The organism is Xanthomonas sp. CFBP 8151 (assembly GCF_011761885.1).
In the GTDB taxonomy this organism is placed as follows: domain Bacteria; phylum Pseudomonadota; class Gammaproteobacteria; order Xanthomonadales; family Xanthomonadaceae; genus Xanthomonas; species Xanthomonas arboricola_B.
The window spans coordinates 446,782-463,479 of sequence record NZ_JAASQZ010000001.1 but is presented as its reverse complement, the minus strand read 5'-3'; the positions used below and the strand labels follow the sequence as shown (position 1 = coordinate 463,479).

12 protein-coding genes are annotated in these 16,698 nt (G+C 66.1%); 7 read left to right on the top strand and 5 right to left on the bottom strand.

What is annotated here, in order from left to right:
* Positions 1–11: 11 nt before the first annotated feature.
* Positions 12–896, top strand: a complete 885-nt coding sequence (locus FHT08_RS02040) for a LysR family transcriptional regulator (RefSeq protein WP_104605123.1) — start codon at positions 12–14, stop codon at positions 894–896.
* Between the two features lie 36 nt (positions 897–932).
* Here FHT08_RS02040 and FHT08_RS02035 read toward each other — a convergent pair whose 3' ends face one another.
* Complete coding sequence (locus FHT08_RS02035) at positions 933–3,941, bottom strand: ligand-binding sensor domain-containing diguanylate cyclase (protein WP_166774147.1); 3,009 nt, start codon at positions 3,939–3,941, stop codon at positions 933–935.
* 275 nt (positions 3,942–4,216) lie between these two features.
* Between FHT08_RS02035 and FHT08_RS02030 the strand changes: the two genes are divergently transcribed.
* The 4 genes from FHT08_RS02030 to FHT08_RS02015 all read left to right on the top strand — a co-directional run bounded on the left by FHT08_RS02030 (position 4,217) and on the right by FHT08_RS02015 (position 7,650).
* Complete coding sequence (locus FHT08_RS02030; RefSeq protein ID WP_047127206.1) at positions 4,217–4,870, top strand: TetR/AcrR family transcriptional regulator; 654 nt, start codon at positions 4,217–4,219, stop codon at positions 4,868–4,870.
* A 128-nt stretch (positions 4,871–4,998) separates the two neighbouring features.
* Entirely contained in the window at positions 4,999–5,655 is a 657-nt protein-coding gene (locus FHT08_RS02025) for a protein-L-isoaspartate O-methyltransferase (protein ID WP_047127207.1), read from the top strand.
* 20 nt (positions 5,656–5,675) lie between these two features.
* Positions 5,676–7,049: a TolC family outer membrane protein gene (locus FHT08_RS02020; protein WP_047127208.1), complete on the top strand. Its 1,374-nt coding sequence runs from the start codon at positions 5,676–5,678 to the stop codon at positions 7,047–7,049.
* Positions 7,050–7,287: 238 nt separating this feature from the next.
* A complete protein-coding gene (locus FHT08_RS02015; RefSeq protein WP_146098405.1) occupies positions 7,288–7,650 on the top strand; it encodes a hypothetical protein in 363 nt (120 codons plus the stop codon).
* 349 nt (positions 7,651–7,999) lie between these two features.
* Here FHT08_RS02015 and waaA read toward each other — a convergent pair whose 3' ends face one another.
* Positions 8,000–9,316, bottom strand: a complete 1,317-nt coding sequence (gene waaA, locus FHT08_RS02010; RefSeq protein WP_104605205.1) for a lipid IV(A) 3-deoxy-D-manno-octulosonic acid transferase — start codon at positions 9,314–9,316, stop codon at positions 8,000–8,002.
* Between the two features lie 76 nt (positions 9,317–9,392).
* Here waaA and FHT08_RS02005 point away from each other — a divergent pair, with 76 nt between their 5' ends.
* Positions 9,393–10,313 (top strand): LpxL/LpxP family Kdo(2)-lipid IV(A) lauroyl/palmitoleoyl acyltransferase, encoded by a 921-nt coding sequence (locus FHT08_RS02005; RefSeq protein ID WP_104645137.1) that lies wholly within the window; start codon positions 9,393–9,395, stop codon positions 10,311–10,313.
* Between the two features lie 62 nt (positions 10,314–10,375).
* Here the strand turns inward: FHT08_RS02005 and FHT08_RS02000 are convergent, their stop codons facing one another.
* From FHT08_RS02000 to FHT08_RS01990, 3 genes are read right to left on the bottom strand one after another with little or no spacing between them, the layout of a single operon-like run.
* Positions 10,376–11,710 carry an O-antigen ligase gene (locus tag FHT08_RS02000; RefSeq protein WP_104536252.1) on the bottom strand — a complete coding sequence of 445 codons (1,335 nt, stop codon included), beginning with the start codon at positions 11,708–11,710 and terminating at the stop codon, positions 10,376–10,378.
* Entirely contained in the window at positions 11,691–12,803 is a 1,113-nt protein-coding gene (locus tag FHT08_RS01995; protein ID WP_166774146.1) for a glycosyltransferase, read from the bottom strand. The genes FHT08_RS02000 and FHT08_RS01995 overlap by 20 nt, the downstream gene beginning before the upstream one ends.
* Before the next feature lie 10 nt (positions 12,804–12,813).
* On the bottom strand, positions 12,814–13,011 hold the full coding sequence (locus FHT08_RS01990; protein ID WP_006451050.1) for a zinc-finger domain-containing protein: 198 nt from the start codon (positions 13,009–13,011) through the stop codon (positions 12,814–12,816).
* Between the two features lie 319 nt (positions 13,012–13,330).
* On the opposite strand from FHT08_RS01990, the gene FHT08_RS01985 reads away from it, so the two are divergent.
* Positions 13,331–16,693 carry a GH92 family glycosyl hydrolase gene (locus FHT08_RS01985; protein ID WP_166774145.1) on the top strand — a complete coding sequence of 1,121 codons (3,363 nt, stop codon included), beginning with the start codon at positions 13,331–13,333 and terminating at the stop codon, positions 16,691–16,693.
* Positions 16,694–16,698: the final 5 nt, after the last annotated feature.

Genomic DNA, 16,698 nt, shown 5'->3' with positions numbered 1-16,698 from the left:
CAGGAATGGCAATGGATCTGGCAAGCCTCAGCGCCTTCGTGGCGATCGCCGAGAGCGGCAGCTTTTCGGCAGCCGGCGAGGCCTTGCACCTCACCCAGCCGGCGGTCAGCAAACGGATCGCCTTGCTGGAAGGGCAACTGTCGGCGCGGCTGTTCGACCGACTTGGCCGCCAGGTGGTGCTGACCGAGGCCGGCCAGGCCTTGCTGCCGCGCGCGCAACGCATCCTGGCCGAACTGCAGGACACCCGCCGCGTGCTGGAGCATCTTGGCGCGGCGGTCGGCGGGCGCCTGAGCCTGGCCACCAGCCATCATGTCGGCCTGCACCGCCTGCCCGCCCTGCTGCGCGGCTTCGCTGCACAGCACCCGCAGGCAGCGCTGGACATCCGGTTTCTGGATTCGGAGCTGGCCTATGCCGCCGTGCTGCGCGGCGAGGTGGAGCTGGCGGTCACCACGCTGGCGCCGGACACGCGTGCGCCGCTGCGCGCGCAACCGATCTGGCACGACCGCCTGCAGTTCGTGGTGGCGCCGGACCATCCGTTGGCCGCATTGCGCGCGGTGGCGCTGGAAGATGTGGTGGCGCATCCGGCGGTGCTGCCTGATCCGGGCACGTTCACCCATCGCATCGTCGCCGGCCTGTTCGCCGGGCGCGCACTAGTGCCGCGCCTGCGCATGACCACCAACTATCTGGAAACGATCAAGATGCTGGTGTCGGTGGGCCTTGCGTGGAGCGTGTTGCCGGAGCGCATGATCGATCATCAGATCGTGGCGCTGCCGCTGCGCGATGTGACGCTGTCACGCGAGCTGGGCTGCGTGACCCATGGCGGGCGCACCCTGTCGCGCGCCGCGCAGGCGTTTGTCGCGTTGTTGCATGCGCAGGCGGACCAGTTGCAGAAGTGAGCCCGGCAGCTCCACGCACCCGGCAACGCGTCAGCCTTATTGATCCACCAATCTATCACGCCCCAGCCGCTTGGCCTGGTACAGACGGCGGTCTGCCAGTGCCAGCAATTCGCGCCGGCTCGGTGCTTCATCGCTCATCGCCATGCCCATGCTGGCAGTGCAGCGCACCGTGGTGCCCTGCGTCTGGACACCGATCGCGGCGAGCCGTTGGCGCATGCGCTCGAACAGCGCGCGCGCCTGTGCCGCATCCACGCCGACTGCCGCGAGCAGAAACTCTTCCCCACCGTGACGTGCAGCAAAGCACTGCGCGTGATCCTGCTCGCTGAGTGCTTCGCCGATCGCACGCAGTACCGCATCGCCGACCTCATGGCCGTACTCGTCATTGATGCGCTTGAAGTGATCGATGTCCATCAGCACCAGCGCCAAGGGGGCACCACCGGCGCGCGCGTCGTCGAACCATTGCTGCAGGACACGCTCGGCCTCACGCCGATTCGGCAAGGCGGTCAGTACGTCGTGGCTGGCGCGGTATTCGAGCTGGCGCATCAGGGCTTCGCGCTCCTGGCTGGCCTGCTGCAGCGCGAGGTTCTTGTCGCTCAGCTCGCGCGTGCGTGCGTCGATCACCGTATTGAGCTGGCGCTGACGACGGCGATAACTGGCGGTGCGCCACAGATAAAACACGTAGATCAGGCTGCCCAGCCCGAGGATGCCCAAGGCGATCACTTCGCCACGCCGCCACCACGGCGGCGCCAGTGCGATCACCAGGCTGGATTCGCCCAACAGCGCGGTCCGCCGCCAGTCCACCGGCAGCGACATCGCCTGGACGCGGAAACGGAAACGGCCCGGCGGCAGATTGGTGTAGACCGCCTCGCTGGCGCTGTCGGCGTCCACCCAGTCCGGGTCGAAGCCTTCCAGCCGGTAGCGGTAGCGCACCTTGTCCGGACCACGAAAGTTCAGCCCCGCATAGCCAATGGCAATGCGCCGGGTCTCCGCACCGAAGCGATGCAGACCATTGAGCGGTTGCACCATGCCGTCGACCAGCAGGCGCTCGAACACGATCGGGACGCGATGGCCTTGCAGGGTGCCCACGCGCGACGGGTCGATCACGCCCAGGCCCGCAGCGGTGGGAAACAGCAGCTGCCCGGACTGCGTCATCCAGCCGGCTGGCGCACTGCTGCCGTTGCCCTGATTGCCGGGCATGCCGTCGCTGCGATCCACCACCTCCACACTCAGCTGCTCGCGGGTACCGGCGTCGAGCTGATCGAAATCGCTGCGCGCGATGCGGAACACGCCATGGTTGCTCGACAACCAGAAATAACCGCGCCCATCGTCGATTACCCGGAACACCTTGTCGCGCGGCAGCCCCACCCGATGGTCGTAGACGCGGAAGGTCTCTCCCCGCAGGCGCAGCAAGCCGCGATCGCTGGCGATCCACAGATCGCCGTTGGGATCGCGCAGGAAGTCGAATGCGTTCTGCCCGGGAAAATCCTGCTCGCCCAGCCATGCGCGCGTGCTGCCGTTTGCCGACAGCGCGGTCATACCGCGATCGGTGCCAATCCACACATTGCCCTGCGTATCGCGATACAGCACCTGCACCGAGCCATCGGGTACGCCGTCGGCGGCGGTGTAGCGACGTGCCTTGCCATCACGCCAGCGCACCAATCCGGCCGTGGTACCGATCCATAGCGCCTCGCCATCGGGCAACACCGCGCGCACCGACAGTGACGGCAGGCCGTCGGCCGCGCCAATGCGCGCCAGCACGTGACCTTGCGCGTCCAGACGCACCACGCCCTGGCTGTACGTGCCGGCCCAGACGCCGCCATCGCCGGCATCGGCCAGGGCCAGTACCGATTGCTCCAGCACGCGTCCGCCCTGGTTCGGCACCACCGATACGCGGCTGATCTGATTGGCGCGCCAGCGGTCCAGGCCCACCGCGCTGCCCACCCATACGGTGCCGTCGCCGGTCTGCAATACCGTGCGTACGTAGTCCGAGGCCAGGCCATCTTCGTGGGTGACGCCGTGCGCGGCGCCCTCGGCAATGCGGAACAGGCCATGTGTGCTGCCGACCCAGATCAGGCCCTCGGCATCTTCCAGCAGCGCCGGGCTGGCGACTCCTGAAATGGCGATCTGTTCGTCCGGTGCATCCGCGCCACTGTGCACCACCAGCGTGCCCGACGGCATGCTCATCCATAGATGCCCGCGCCGATCCAGCAGCAATGCATCCACACGCTGGCCTTGGCGGAAACGCTGTAGCCCGCCACCGCGGCTCCACCACCACACTCCGTCGTCACCGGCGACCAGCAGGCCGCCCTGACGATCGCTGGCCAGCCGTCGTACCGGAGCGGCGCGCATGCCATGGGCCTTGCCCCAAGCCTCGGCCGCGCTGCCGTCGCGCGGCAGACGATAGAGCCCGACTTCGGTACCCACCCACAAGTCGCCCTCACCATCGCCCTCGGCCGCCAGCGCAGTGATGCGCGCACGCGGCAGGCCGGCCTGGCGACCGACGTCCACCACCCGCCCGTCCGGCTCGATGCGGTACAGCGTCTGCGGCGTGCCGACCCACAATGCGCCATCGGCGCGTCGCAGCAATGCACTGACCGCCAGGTGACGCGCCGAAGCGTCGCCCAGTTGCTGCCAGTGACCGTCCTGGTAGTGGTACACCCCATCGAAGGCGGTGCCGAACAACATTCCGCCGCTGCTGTCGCGTGCCACAACGAACACGCCCCCCAGCTCGACACCCGGTGTGTTCTGGCGGTCATACACGGTGAAGTCGCGGCCGTTGAAGCGCGCCACGCCTTCCCAGGTGCCCAGCCAGATCAGGCCATCGGCGCCCTGCGCCACCGCATGGACCAGATTGTGCGGCAGGCCGTCGTCCATGCTCCAGCGCGTGACGGTGTGATGCGTCGTATGGGTCGGCGGCTGGGCGTGGGCCGGCCAGACGCCGAGCAGCACGCAGGCCAGCAACGCCCATCGCCACAGCGGTCCGATCCGCCGCACGCATGTGCTGCGGACGCAGCCTGCATGCGCATGCGCCCCGACCCTGTCCACGCTTCGACCCCCTCGTTGTGCTGGCCAAGAGTGCTGCCGACGTGCGTCGGCAGACCGTTAGTCAATCTATCACCGGGGGTTTTGCAACGCCCTAGGTGGATTCCCCACAAGGATGGGACGCACCATGACACCGGGAGGCATTCAGTTGAAACAATTAACGCCAATAACCAAGTTAGTGCGCAGCTGACGCGTAGGCACCACCGTTCCTGAGCGCTTCAAGGCGCTCCACGGGCGGCGAGTATAAATATAGAACCCGATGGTCTAGTATTGACGGCATGTCCAGCCCGCCCCCCCTCAAGTCCAAGGCCAAAAGCAACGGCCCCGGACGGCCCAAGGATCTTGGGAAACGCGCCGCCATCCTCGGCGCTGCCCGCGCCATGTTCATGGAGCAGGGGTATGCCGGTGTCAGCATGGATGGCATCGCCGCGCAGGCGGGTGTATCCAAGCTCACCGTCTACAGCCATTTTGGCGACAAGGAGAGCTTGTTCTCCGAAGCGATCCGTGCGCAATGCCAGCAGATGATGCCGGACGACCTGTTCGATCATGCTCCCAAGGGCGCGTTGCGCGATCAGCTGATCGAAATTGCCAATGCCTTCTTCGCCATGGTCAGTACCGACTCGGCCATTGCCACCCACCGCATGATGATGGCGCCCGGCACCGGCGATGTGCATGTGCGCGAGATGTTCTGGACTGCCGGCCCCAAGCGAACCCAGCAGGCGCTGGCGGATTTCCTGTCTGCGCGCGTGGCCGATGGTCAGCTGAAGATCGACGATGTGGCACGTGCGGCCTCGCAGTTCTTCTGCCTGCTCAAGGGCGAGCTGTATGCGCTGATGATGTGCGGCCTGCATGGCCAGCCCACCCGCGCGCAGGTGGACGAACACCTGCAAGCCAGCGTGGATTTCTTTTTGAGGGCGTATGCACCGCGTTGAACGCCCCCGGCCTTTGGTGGCGATGACTTCCGGCACTGCGCCGTTTGGCGGCGCGCAGCGATGCTAGATGCGCCAGTGGCCCCGTGCACCGGTAAAATGCCTGCCCCACCGCGTTGGATAACCGCACCATGACGATCGATTTCTCCCAGGCCCGCGAAAAGATGGTCGAACAGCAGATCCGGCCGTGGGACGTGCTGGACCTGCGTGTGCTCGCGGTGCTGGCGCGCCTGCCGCGCGAAGCCTTCGTGCCCGAGGCCTACAAGACCCTGGCCTATGTCGATGTGGAAATCCCGCTGTCGGCAGGCCACAAGATGATGAAGCCGGTGGTGGAAGGCCGCATGTTGCAGGCGCTGGATCTGCAGCCGGGCGAGGACGTGCTGGAAATCGGCACCGGCAGCGGATTCTCCACCGCCTGCCTGGCTGCGCTTGCCCGCGAGGTGCTGAGCCTGGAGATCGACCCGGCACTGGCCGCCGCCGCGCGCGCCAGTCTGGACAGCAGCGGCCTGGGCAGCAACGTGCGTATCGAAACCGCCGATGTGTTCGGCTGGCAGAGCGAGCGCCGCTTCGATGCGATCTGCGTGACCGGCGCGGTCGAGTCGCTGCCGACGCAGTGGCTGCAGTGGCTGCGTCCGAACGGGCGTCTGTTCGTGGTCCGCGGTCACGATCCGGTGATGGAAGCAGTCCTGGTCCGTGGCGACGTCAACGCTCCGCGCATCGAATCGTTGTTCGAAACCGACCTCGCCTATCTCCAGGGCGCCGCACCGACGCCCCGATTCCAATTCTGATTCCCAAGGAAGCTTCCCCGATGATCCGCCGATCCCTCGTCCTGGCGCTGGCCGCCGCCCTGTCTCCGATGGCTGCGAACGCCACCGATCTGCTGCAGGTCTACGAAATGGCCCGCAACGGCGATCCGCAGCTGGCCGTGGCCGAGTCCACCCGCCTGGTCAACCGGGAAGGTCAGGTGCAGGCGCGTGCGGCGTTGTTGCCGCAGCTGAACGGTGCTTACGACTACAGTAAATCCCACCGCGAAATCGAAGGCCAAGATGGCCGCATCACCACCTCGTCGCGCTCCACTCAAATCCAAGGCTCTCAGACGATCTTCAATTGGGCGCAGTTCTCCAACCTGCGCGCGCAGCGCGAAGTTGCAAGGGCAGCCGACTTCACACTGGCATCTGCCAATAACGACCTGATCACCCGCACCTCGGCGGCGTATTTCCAGGTCCTGGTGGGCATCGAGTCGCTGGCGGCTGCAGAGACCAACGAAGCGGCCGCCAAGAAGCAGTTCGACTACGCCGACAAACGCCTGGAGGTGGGCCTGGCCCCGATCACCGACGTGCATGAAGCGCGCGCTCAATACGACCAGGCGCGTGCAGATACGATCAACGCCCGCAACACGCTGAAGGACTACTACCAGGCGCTCACCGAGTTGACCGGCCAGCCGGTAGTTGGTCTGCGTGCACTGCCGGAAGAGTTTCGCCCGGAGGTTCCTGCGGCCTACAGTGATGTCGACCAATTGGTGGCGACCGCCATCGCAGACAACCCGGCGTTGAAGGCGCAGCAATTGCAGGTCAGCGCGGCGGAGGCCAGCATTACCGCAGCACGTGCCGGCCATTTGCCCACCGTCAATCTGACCGGCAGCGTGGGACGCAGCAATAGTTGGGGCACAGGGGCTGCGGAAAGCGGTGTGTTTACGACCCAAGGCCGCGACATCGATACCGATTCGATCGGCATCAGCGTGTCAATTCCAATTTTTGCCGGCGGTGCAACGCAGTCCGCAGTACGTCAAGCACTCTCACAGCGCGATATCCAGCAGGACACCTACGAGCAGCAGAAGCGCGCGCTGGATCGCAATACGCGCAATGCCTACCAAACCGTGGTCGCCGGCATCAGCGAAGTGGAAGCACGCCGCCTGGCCGTGGTCTCCGCGCAGGCCGCGTACGACGCCTCGCAGGTGGGGCTGGAAGTCGGTACGCGCACCGTGCTGGACGTTGTGCAGAACCAGCGCACCCTGTTCCAGGCGCAGCTGAACTATGCACAGTCGCGCTACAACTTCCTGCAGAACCGTCTGCTGCTGGGCCAGGCGATCGGCAAGCTCGACATCACCGACCTGCAGGATGTGAACCGCCTGCTGTCGCAGGATGCCGAGTCCAAGCTGCAGGGTAGTGGCTCGCTGCAGTAAGGCGCTAAACAAGGCAAAAGCAAAAGGTGGGCTTAAGCCCACCTTTTTTTGGCGCCAAGCAAACCACAATCAACAGCGCATGGCGCTAACTCCCACATAAAAAGTAGGGGAATCCCTACCAAACAACCAGACATTACATTACAGCTCGGCGCTGCATTGAGCCCGAACATCATGGAGCCGGATGTAGATTCACAATAATTACTGAATAAAACACGGCATCTTTAACTATGGAGCTGACATGAAAAAAATTATTTCCTCCGTTTTAGTAGCCGCCACTACCGTCTTGATCTCCCCTATGGCCCAAGCGGTAACTTACCAGACTGTTACCGAGGGCTACGCGCGCGATATTCAAGGAACTGTTGATGCAACTCCCCAGTGCCCAGCTGGATTCACCCCAGTATCTGGGGGATGGAATACAGGAGACCCTAACTCAGTGAGATTTTGGGGAAGGCGAGCCGAGAATAGCAACTTACAGGAAAACATGAACCTCGGTCGTTTTGCTATCGTTGGCAGCTATCCATCAGGGAATGGGTGGCGCACTTACGGTTACACCAATGGTCCAGTTGTTGTAAATATATATACTGTATGTGCTTCCAGCTAAAAACTCGCATCTAAGCCACACATTCACCCAGACATGATTAGCCGTAGCCCAGCCACCTAGTGACTGTGGAGCTCACCGATTCGCTTAGTCCGATCTGCTTCACAGTTATCACCTCTTTTTTGAATCTTTGTTCCACCTGATGATTTACGCGCCTAGATAGCACCACTTCCGGCACCTGCCACATACTTAGCTAAGCGCATGGCTATACCCCCCCCAACCTATGCGTCTTAAATATTTAGATCCGAAAGACAAGGGATTACATTAACCGACTTAGCCCCCCGGCATAGTGCGCACCAGTGACCCACGCCACAATTAGACGCGGGGATGCAAATATGTTTTCGGCATACTTTCAGGACGCCACGCCCTCGCTCACCACCGGCGGCAGGTCCGGCGCGATCTGCACCAGCGTCCGCGCTACCGCGCCCTTGCCATTGGCGACCAATGCCAGTCCTGCTGCGGCTATCGTCTCGCGCTGGGCAGGGTCGCCGAGCAAGCGCGCGAGCTCGTGATACACGCCGTCGGCATCTTCGCAGATGGTCACCGCAGCGGCCTCGCGCATGCGCCGCGAAATCTCCGCGAAATTATGCAGATGCGGGCCGGTGACTGCCGGCGTACCGACCGCCGCCGGTTCGAGCAGATTGTGCCCGCCGATCGGCTGCAGGCTGCCGCCGACGAAGGCGACCTGCGCGCAGGCGTAGAAACTCATCAGTTCGCCCAGGGTATCGATGACGAACACCTTGTCGCGCGCCTGTGGCCATTGCCGGGTCTTGCGCGTGGACACGGCCCAGCCACGCTCGCGCGCCATTGCCTCGGCCTTGGGAAAGCGCTCCGGGTGGCGCGGCGCCCATAACATCAGCAGATCAGGAAACTGCAGCAGCAGGCGCGCATGGATGTCGGCCACGGCCGCCTCCTCGCCTTCGTGCGTGCTGGCGGCAATCCACACCGGCCGCGTTGCCGGCACGTGCGTATGGAACTGCGCGACCAGGGCCTGCAACTGCGCAGGCGCGGCGATATCGAATTTGAGATTGCCCAGTGCGATCACCTGGTCGGAGCGCGCACCCAGCGTGATGAAGCGTTCGGCATCGTCGTGCGACTGCGCCGCCACGCAGGTGACGCTGCGCAGCGCGCGGCTGATCAACGGTGCCAGCAGGCGATAGCCACGCAGCGAGCGCGCCGACAGGCGCGCATTGAGGATGTACACCGGAATCTTGCGGTCGCGGCAACCGAACAACATGTTCGGCCACAGCTCGGTTTCCAGGATCAACGCCAAGCGCGGGCGGAAATGCTCCAGGAACCGGCCGACGCTGCCGGGTACGTCGTAGGGTAGGTACACGTGGTCCACCGCATCGCCCCAGACCGCGCGCACGCGCTCGGACCCGGTGGGGGTGATGGTGGTGATGACCCAACGGATGTCCGGACGCTGCGCGCGCAGGGCGTTGACCAGCGGCGCGGCGGCATTCACCTCGCCCACCGACACCGCATGCACCCACACGCGCGGACGGCCGCAGGCATGCGTGTAGGAGGCATAGCGCTCGTTCCAGCGGTTGAAGTATTCGCGCACGCGAAAACCGCGCCACACCAGGTGGTACACCGTCACCGGCAGCAACAGGTACAACAGCGCCGAGTACAGTCCGCGCAACAGCCATTCGATCGGGTCTTTCCGCATCGGTGCAGGATACGGGAGCGTTGCGGCGTGCGCATGTGCACGCTGCCGCGCGCGCATGATCCCTTAGAATTGGCGCATGTCCGAGCCCGCCAACGTCGCTGTCCGCCCTTCCCTGCGTAACCCCAGGCACTGGCCGATGTATCTGGGCCTTGCCGTCATGGTAATGGCCGGCCGTCTGCCCTGGATGCTGCAGCGTGCGCTCGGCCGTGGCGTGGGCTGGATCGCAATGCGCCTGGCCGGCACGCGTCGGCGCGCTGCCGAAGTCAATCTCAAACTATGTTTTCCCGAACAGGACGATGCCTGGCGGGCGCGGCTGTTGCGCGACAGTTTCGATGCGCTGGGCGTGGGCCTGTTCGAATTCGCGCGCGCCTGGTGGGGCAGCATCGATACCATCCGGCCGGGCGTGCAGGCCGAAGGCCTGGAACATCTGCAGCGTCTGCAGGAGCAAAAACGCGGCGTATTGCTGGTGTCCGGCCACTTCATGACGCTGGAAATGTGCGGGCGGCTGCTATGCGATTACGTGCCGCTGGCCGGCATGTACCGCAGGCATCGCAACCCGGTGTTCGAGTGGGCGGTCAAGCGCGGGCGGCTGCGCTATGCCACGCACATGTTCGCCAACGAGGATCTGCGCGCCACCATCAAGCATCTCAAGCGCGGCGGTTTCCTGTGGTACGCGCCGGATCAGGACATGCGCGGCAAGGACACCGTGTTCGTGCCGTTTTTCGGGCATCCGGCCTCCACCATCACCGCCACCCATCAGCTGGCGCGGCTGACCGGTTGCGCGGTGGTGCCGTATTTCCATCGGCGCGAAGGTGGCCGCTATATCCTCAAGATCGCACCGCCGCTGGCAGACATCCCCTCCGACGATGTGATCGCCGATACCGCGCAGATCAATGCGGCGATCGAGGACATGGTGCGCGAGGCGCCGGACCAGTACCTGTGGATCCATCGCCGCTTCAAGCGCCAGCCGGGTGGGCGCAGCGCGTTCTATCGCTGATGTCGGGGGGGTCTCACGCCTGCGCTGCGTGCAGCCGCAGCAGCGCAAGGATGTGCGGCGAGTCAGCGCGGCGGCGGCTGATCGGCGTCGTCGTTGAGCAAGGCACCGGCATACAGGCCGGCCAGCATCAGGCTCAGCCCGCCCCAGAAGCTGGAGTAGAACGCCAGATGCGTGTTGAGCGGGAACACGGTTGCCACCAGCGCGATCATCGCCGGGCGTGCCTGCGCGCGCGCGGCCAGGCTGGAATAGCGCCACGCGCGCCAGGCCTGCGCCGCACCGGCCAGCCACAGCAGCAAACCGACCACCCCGGTTTCGGCCAGGATTTCCAGCACGATCTGGTGCGCATGGAAGGCCGGCCCGTCGCCCCAGGCCGGCGCCTGCGCGGGTGCCGGATTGCAGGCCGGGTAGGCCTGACGAAATCCACGTGCGCCCACGCCATTGAGCGGATGCGCGCGGATCATGCACAGCGCCGCGCCCCAGATCTGCGCACGCCCGGACAATGCCTGATCCACACCCTGCTCGCCATCGCTAAAGGCCAGGGCGGTGCGCTGGATCCGCTCGCGCGCCTGCGGCGCCACGGTGACCACACCCGCCGCCAGCAGCGCGCCGACCAGCGCCACTCCCAGCAGGCGACGGCCACCCAGCAACTGCCAGCCGGACAGCAGCACGATCACGCCGTAGGTGATCCACGACGCCCGCGAACCGGCCAGCACCAACACCACCCCGACCGCCGCCGCAGCGCCTGCCCAGGCCCAGGCATGGCGACGGCCCAGCGCCAGCAACAGGAAGGGCGACAGGCTGGCCAGGGTCTGACCGAACTTGAGGTTGCACGGCCCCAGCACGCCGCTGAGGCGGTCGACCAGGGCCAGCTCCTGCGGCGTGCACAGGCCATGCCCGCTGATCAGCTGCTTGATCTGATCCAGGCCGAAGAACAACGGGCTGTTGCCGAACGCGGCCTGCAGCAGCGCATCCAGCGTCCATACCGCGCCGATCACCGCCAGGCCGGTGAAGGTGCGGCGACGCCGCTGCGCGTTGGCCACCGCGATCGCGCACAACCACATGAAAGGCAGATAGCGCAGATCGGTGGCCGACTTGCGCAGCGCGCGGCCCACGTCCACCGCATCGAACGCCGACAGCATCTGCGGCAACCAGTACGCAAAGAACAACACACTGGTCAGCGCCCAGGCGGCACCGCTGAGCAGCCGGGTGCCGCCGCGGAACCGCGCATGCAGCAGGCGATACGCCGCAAACAGGGCGCCCAGCGACAACACCGTTTCGGCCAGCCCGGGCGTGGGCCACAGCGCCACGAACAGGATCACCCACAGCGGCGCCCAGCGACCGGCATCGGGCGTCAGCACGGACGCGGGCGGGATGGCCTCAGCGGCGGAGTTCGTCATAGACCTTCAGGGTGGCCGCTTGCGTGGCCTGCAACGTGTAGGGAAGCACGGCGGGCGGTGTCGGCGCCTGCTGCAGCACATGGAGCGCCTGGGTGCGCAAGGCGTCGGCATCGAAGGCCGGCACCGCGCCACCGGGTTGCAATTCGGCCAGCAACTCGCCCACGCCACCATGTGCCCAACCCAGCACTGGCCGGCCCACCGACAAGGCCTCCACCACGGTGCGGCCGAAGGCCTCGGGTTTGCGCGACAGCTGCAGCACCAGATCGCTGGCGGCATAGGCCTCGGCAATGCGTGCGGTGGGTTCGGTGAAGACGACCGCCTCGGCCACGCCCAGTCTGGCGGCCTCGGCCTCCAGCTCGCGCAGGTAGGCTTCGCGGCCCGGCGCGCGCGCGCCCGGCAGCCACAACCAGGCCGGCACGCCGGCAGCGCGCACATCGGCGAGCAGTTGCAGACCGTCGGTGTGCCCCTTCAGGCGGGTGCCGCGCCCGGGCAGCAGCAGCAGTGGCGCATCGGCCGGCAAGCCGGGCAGCACGGTCTGTGCCCAGGTGCGCGCGCGGCGATCCGGATGCGGGCGTCGCGGAAACTGGGCAACATCGACTCCGCGCGGGATCGTGCGCAAGCGCGCGCTGTCGGTCTGCGGATAGTGCGTGCAAACGTACTCGCGCACCGTCTGCGAAACGCAGATCACCCGCTCGCCGTAGGTCATCACCGCGCTGTAGCGGCTGGGCGAGTTGAGCCCATGCACGGTGGTGACAAAGCGCGGCCGTGTGGCCTGCGGCATGCCGCGCAGCGCGTACCACCCCAGCCAAGCCGGCAGGCGCGAACGTGCATGCACGATGTCGGCGCCCAGTTCGGCGAACAGCCGGCGCAGGCCGACCACATGGCGCAAGGTCAGCAGCGACTTGCGCCCGATGTCCAGAGTGAGATGTTCGCCACCCGCCTCCAGCAGCGGCTGGACCAGGCGGCCGCCGGCCGACACCACCACCGCGCGGTGGCCGGCGCGCACCAGCGCAGCGGCGATTTCCAGGGTGGAGCGCTCGACGCCGCCGGACTGCAGCGCCGGCAGCAGTTGCACCACGGTCAGGCGGTGCATCCGGCCAGGATCAGTCGGCGAGCACGAACAGCGCGCCGCAGTACGGGCACTTGGCTTCGCAGTTGGGTTCGTCTTCGATCGGCAGATACACGCGCGGATGCGAGTTCCACAATGCCATCTGCGGCGTCGGGCAGCTCAGCGGCAGATCGCCGCGATGCACGGTGTAGCGCGATTCGGCATTGGCGGGCGCGGTGGCGGTCTGGCTCATGGCGGCACGATCGTAGAGGCAAAGGCAGAGCGCGGATTCTAGCAGCCTGCGTGGGGATCGGCCCATCGACCGGGCGACACCGGTTCGGGTGGGATGGTCTCGGCGCCAGCCCGGGCGTCCGCAACCCCGGGACGCTAAGGCAGGTCCGGCATCGCCTTGCCCCTGCTGGCGCGAGCGCGCCGGGCCACCACACCCGGACATCGCGCTTATCATCGCCTCACCATGACGCACCGCCCCGCGCCTGCGCCCCGTGTCCCGATCGCACGCAGCGGTCAGCCAGACCTGCCCTGCGGCATCGCCCCCAAGGAGACATCGCCACGTGATCTCATCTGTCGTCTTGCTGCATCCGCGTGACCTGTGGCTTCGGCTGGCGGTTGCCCTGGGCTGCGCTGCGCCGCTGTCGGCGAGCGCGGCGACCGGGTTTTCGAGTTCGTTCGAAGCTGGTCAGCCGTTACCGGTAGGCGCCGCTGCAGGCGATGTGCAGATTGCCATCGGCACCGGTCCGGCCGCGCCCTATGCGGCCAAGCCGCGCACCGGCTACAGCGGTGCACATGCGCTGCGGTATGACAGTCGTGCTGCGGGGGCGCGGCGCACCCTGTTTACCGCAGATGTCCGGATCGGTGCCGATACGACGCTGTCATGGCTGGTATTGCCGGAGAGCGTGGGCAGCGAGCATGCGGCCTCGACCTATGTATCCCTGGATCTGCTGCTGGACGACGGCACGCGCGTGTCTGCCAGCCCCGCGCGGGATCAACACGGCGTCGCGCTCGGCGCGCGCGCGCAGGGCGAGTCGAAGACGCTGTATCCGCAGCAATGGGCGCGCAAGGCGGTGCGGCTGGGCGAGGTGCCCGGTCTGCGTGGGCGCCATGTGCGTGCGATCGAGCTGGACGTTGCGCCGCCCGCAGGCGCGGCCAGTACCGGTTGGATCGACGATATCGCGCTTGCCGATGTACCGCTGACGCCGGCAACGCATCCGTCGGATTGGGTGCTGACCACGCGCGGCACGCAATCCAATGGCACGTTCTCGCGCGGCAATAATTTTCCTGCAACGGCCGTGCCGCATGGCTTCAACTTCTGGACGCCGGTGACCGATGCGGGCACGCTGACCTGGCTGTATCGCTGGAACGAACATAACGACACGGACAATCGCCCGCGCCTGCAGGCGTTGTCGCTCAGCCATCAGCCCAGCCCGTGGATGGGCGACCGCCAGACCTTTCAGGTGATGCCGTCGCTGGCCGCCGGCGTGCCGCCAGCCGATCGCAAACAGCGTGCGCTGGCGTTTTCGCATGCCAACGAAACTGCACGCCCCTATCGCTACGCGGTGCAGTTGGACAACGGGATCCACGCCGAGATCGCACCGACCGACCATGCCGCGCTGTTCCGCTTTCGCTTCCCGGCGCAGGGCGATGCCAATCTGGTGTTCGACAATGTGGACGCGCGCGGCGGGCTGCGCCTGGATGCGGCAACGCAGACGCTCTGCGGCTACACCGACGTGCGTAGCGGGCTATCGACCGGGGCCACGCGCATGTATGTCTATGCCAGCTTCGACACGCCGTGGAAAACCAGCGGCCTGAGCGACACCGGCCGGCCCACCGGCTGGATCAAGTTCGATGCAGGCAGCACCCGGCAGGTGCAGATGCGTATTGCCACCTCGCTGATCTCGCTCGATCAGGCCAGGCACAACCTGGCACTGGAAATCGCGCCCCAGGCAACGTTCGAGCAGGTCGCCGCGCGGGCGCAGCAGGCCTGGGATGCGTTGCTGGGGCGCCTGGACGTGCCCGACGCCATGGCCGATCAGAAGACCACGCTGTATTCCAACCTGTACCGACTGCACCTGTATCCCAACTCCGGGCATGAGAATGTCGGCAGCGCCGGCGCACCGGACTGGCGTTACGCCAGCCAGAGCAGCTGGTCGGACGACAACATCGATGGCAGCGCGGTGCGCAGCTTTGCGCCCATCCGCGATGGCCGGGTCTACGTCAATAACGGATTGTGGGACACCTTTCGCACTGCGTGGCCGGCGTACGCCTTGTTCGCGCCCGACGATGCCGGTGCGCTGGTGCAGGGCTTTCTGGAGCAGTCGCGCGCGGGCGGCTGGGTGGCGCGCTGGTCGTCGCCCGGGTATGCCGATCTGATGGTCGGCACCAGTTCCGACGTGGCCTTTGCCGATGCCTGGCTCAAGGGCGTGCAGGGCTTCGATCCGGTCGAGGCGTATGTTGCCGCACGCAAGAACGCCACCGTGGTGGCTCCCGACAGGCATGTCGGCCGCAAGGGCATGGCGCGTTCGACCTTTCGCGGCTACGCCGATACCGACACGCACGAAGGCATGTCGTGGTCGATGGAAGGCGCGCTCAACGACTTCGGTATCGCCAATATGGCCGATGCGCTGGCCACGCAGGCGAAAACAGCCACGGCGCGCGAGCGTTACGCGACCGAGGCTTTGTATTTTCGTCATCGCGCGGCAGGCTATTCGGCGTTGTTCGATCCGGCGATCGGGTTCTTCCAGGGCCGTACACCGGACGGCACCTGGCGCGTGGACGCGGCACGGTACGATCCGCGCGTCTGGGGCCACGATTACACCGAATCCAGCGGCTGGACGTTTGCGTTCACCGCACCGCACGATGGGCAAGGCCTGGCCGCGCTGTATGGAGGGCGCGCGGGTCTGGCAGCCAAACTGGATACGTTCTTCGCTACCCCCGAGACCGCCGAGGCCAGCTTCGCCGGCTCTTACGGCACCACCATTCACGAGATGACCGAAGCGCGCGACGTGCGCATGGGCATGTATGCGCACAGCAACCAGACCGCGCACCACATTCCGTGGATGTATCTGTACGCCGGGCAGCCATGGAAGACGCAACGCCTGACCCGCGAGATCCTGGCGCGCCTGTACCTGGGCAGCGAGATCGGCCAGGGCTATCCCGGCGATGAGGACAACGGCGAAATGTCGGCGTGGTATCTGTTCGCAGCAATGGGGTTGTATCCGTTGCGCATGGGCACGCCGGACTATGTGATCGGCTCGCCGCTGTTCAAGCATGCCAGCGTGCGTCTACCCGGTGGCGGGACGCTGACGGTCAACGCGCCACGGAATTCGCCGCAGAACGTGTACGTGCAATCGCTCAGGCTCAACGGCAAGCCCTGGCGCAAGACCTGGTTGCCGCATGCAGACATCGCCAAGGGTGCGACGCTGGACTTCGTGATGGGGCCGGTGCCCTCGCGCTGGGGCACCGGGCCGGACGATGCACCACCGTCGCTGACGCCTGCGGGGGAACGCCCTGCCCCGTTGCACGATGTACTCGGAGACACGGCGCGCATCACGCCGGCCGATGGTGGCGATGTCGCCGCATTGCATGACGACGATGCGGGGACGGTCGCTTCAGTTGCATCGGCATCGGCGCTGACGTTCAGCGGCATGGTGGGCGGCACGCCGATCCTCTACACCCTGACCAGCGGCAATGCGGCGATTGCGACAAGTGGATGGACCTTGGAAGCGCGTGCGGCCGGTGGTGCGTGGAAGGTCGTCGATCAGCGCCATGAGGAAACGTTTGACTGGCCGTTGCAGACGCGGCCGTTTCGCATTGCCTCCCCTGGTGCGTATGCGGAGTATCGGTTGCGATTCAGCGCGCCTGCCAAACTGCAGCTGGCGGAGATCGAATTGTTGGCGGCGGAGCCTGCGGTGCGTTGAAGCGG

Excerpts from the sequence above, each read along its gene's own strand:
- FHT08_RS02040 (WP_104605123.1), top strand. The coding sequence starts at position 12 with ATGGATCTGGCAAGCCTCAGCGCCTTCGTGGCGATCGCCGAGAGCGGC.
- FHT08_RS02030 (WP_047127206.1), top strand. The coding sequence starts at position 4,217 with ATGTCCAGCCCGCCCCCCCTCAAGTCCAAGGCCAAAAGCAACGGCCCC.
- FHT08_RS02025 (WP_047127207.1), top strand. The coding sequence starts at position 4,999 with ATGACGATCGATTTCTCCCAGGCCCGCGAAAAGATGGTCGAACAGCAG.
- FHT08_RS02020 (WP_047127208.1), top strand. The coding sequence starts at position 5,676 with ATGATCCGCCGATCCCTCGTCCTGGCGCTGGCCGCCGCCCTGTCTCCG.
- FHT08_RS02015 (WP_146098405.1), top strand. The coding sequence starts at position 7,288 with ATGAAAAAAATTATTTCCTCCGTTTTAGTAGCCGCCACTACCGTCTTG.
- waaA (WP_104605205.1), bottom strand. The coding sequence starts at position 9,316 with ATGCGGAAAGACCCGATCGAATGGCTGTTGCGCGGACTGTACTCGGCG.
- FHT08_RS02005 (WP_104645137.1), top strand. The coding sequence starts at position 9,393 with ATGTCCGAGCCCGCCAACGTCGCTGTCCGCCCTTCCCTGCGTAACCCC.
- FHT08_RS02000 (WP_104536252.1), bottom strand. The coding sequence starts at position 11,710 with ATGACGAACTCCGCCGCTGAGGCCATCCCGCCCGCGTCCGTGCTGACG.
- FHT08_RS01995 (WP_166774146.1), bottom strand. The coding sequence starts at position 12,803 with ATGCACCGCCTGACCGTGGTGCAACTGCTGCCGGCGCTGCAGTCCGGC.
- FHT08_RS01990 (WP_006451050.1), bottom strand. The coding sequence starts at position 13,011 with ATGAGCCAGACCGCCACCGCGCCCGCCAATGCCGAATCGCGCTACACC.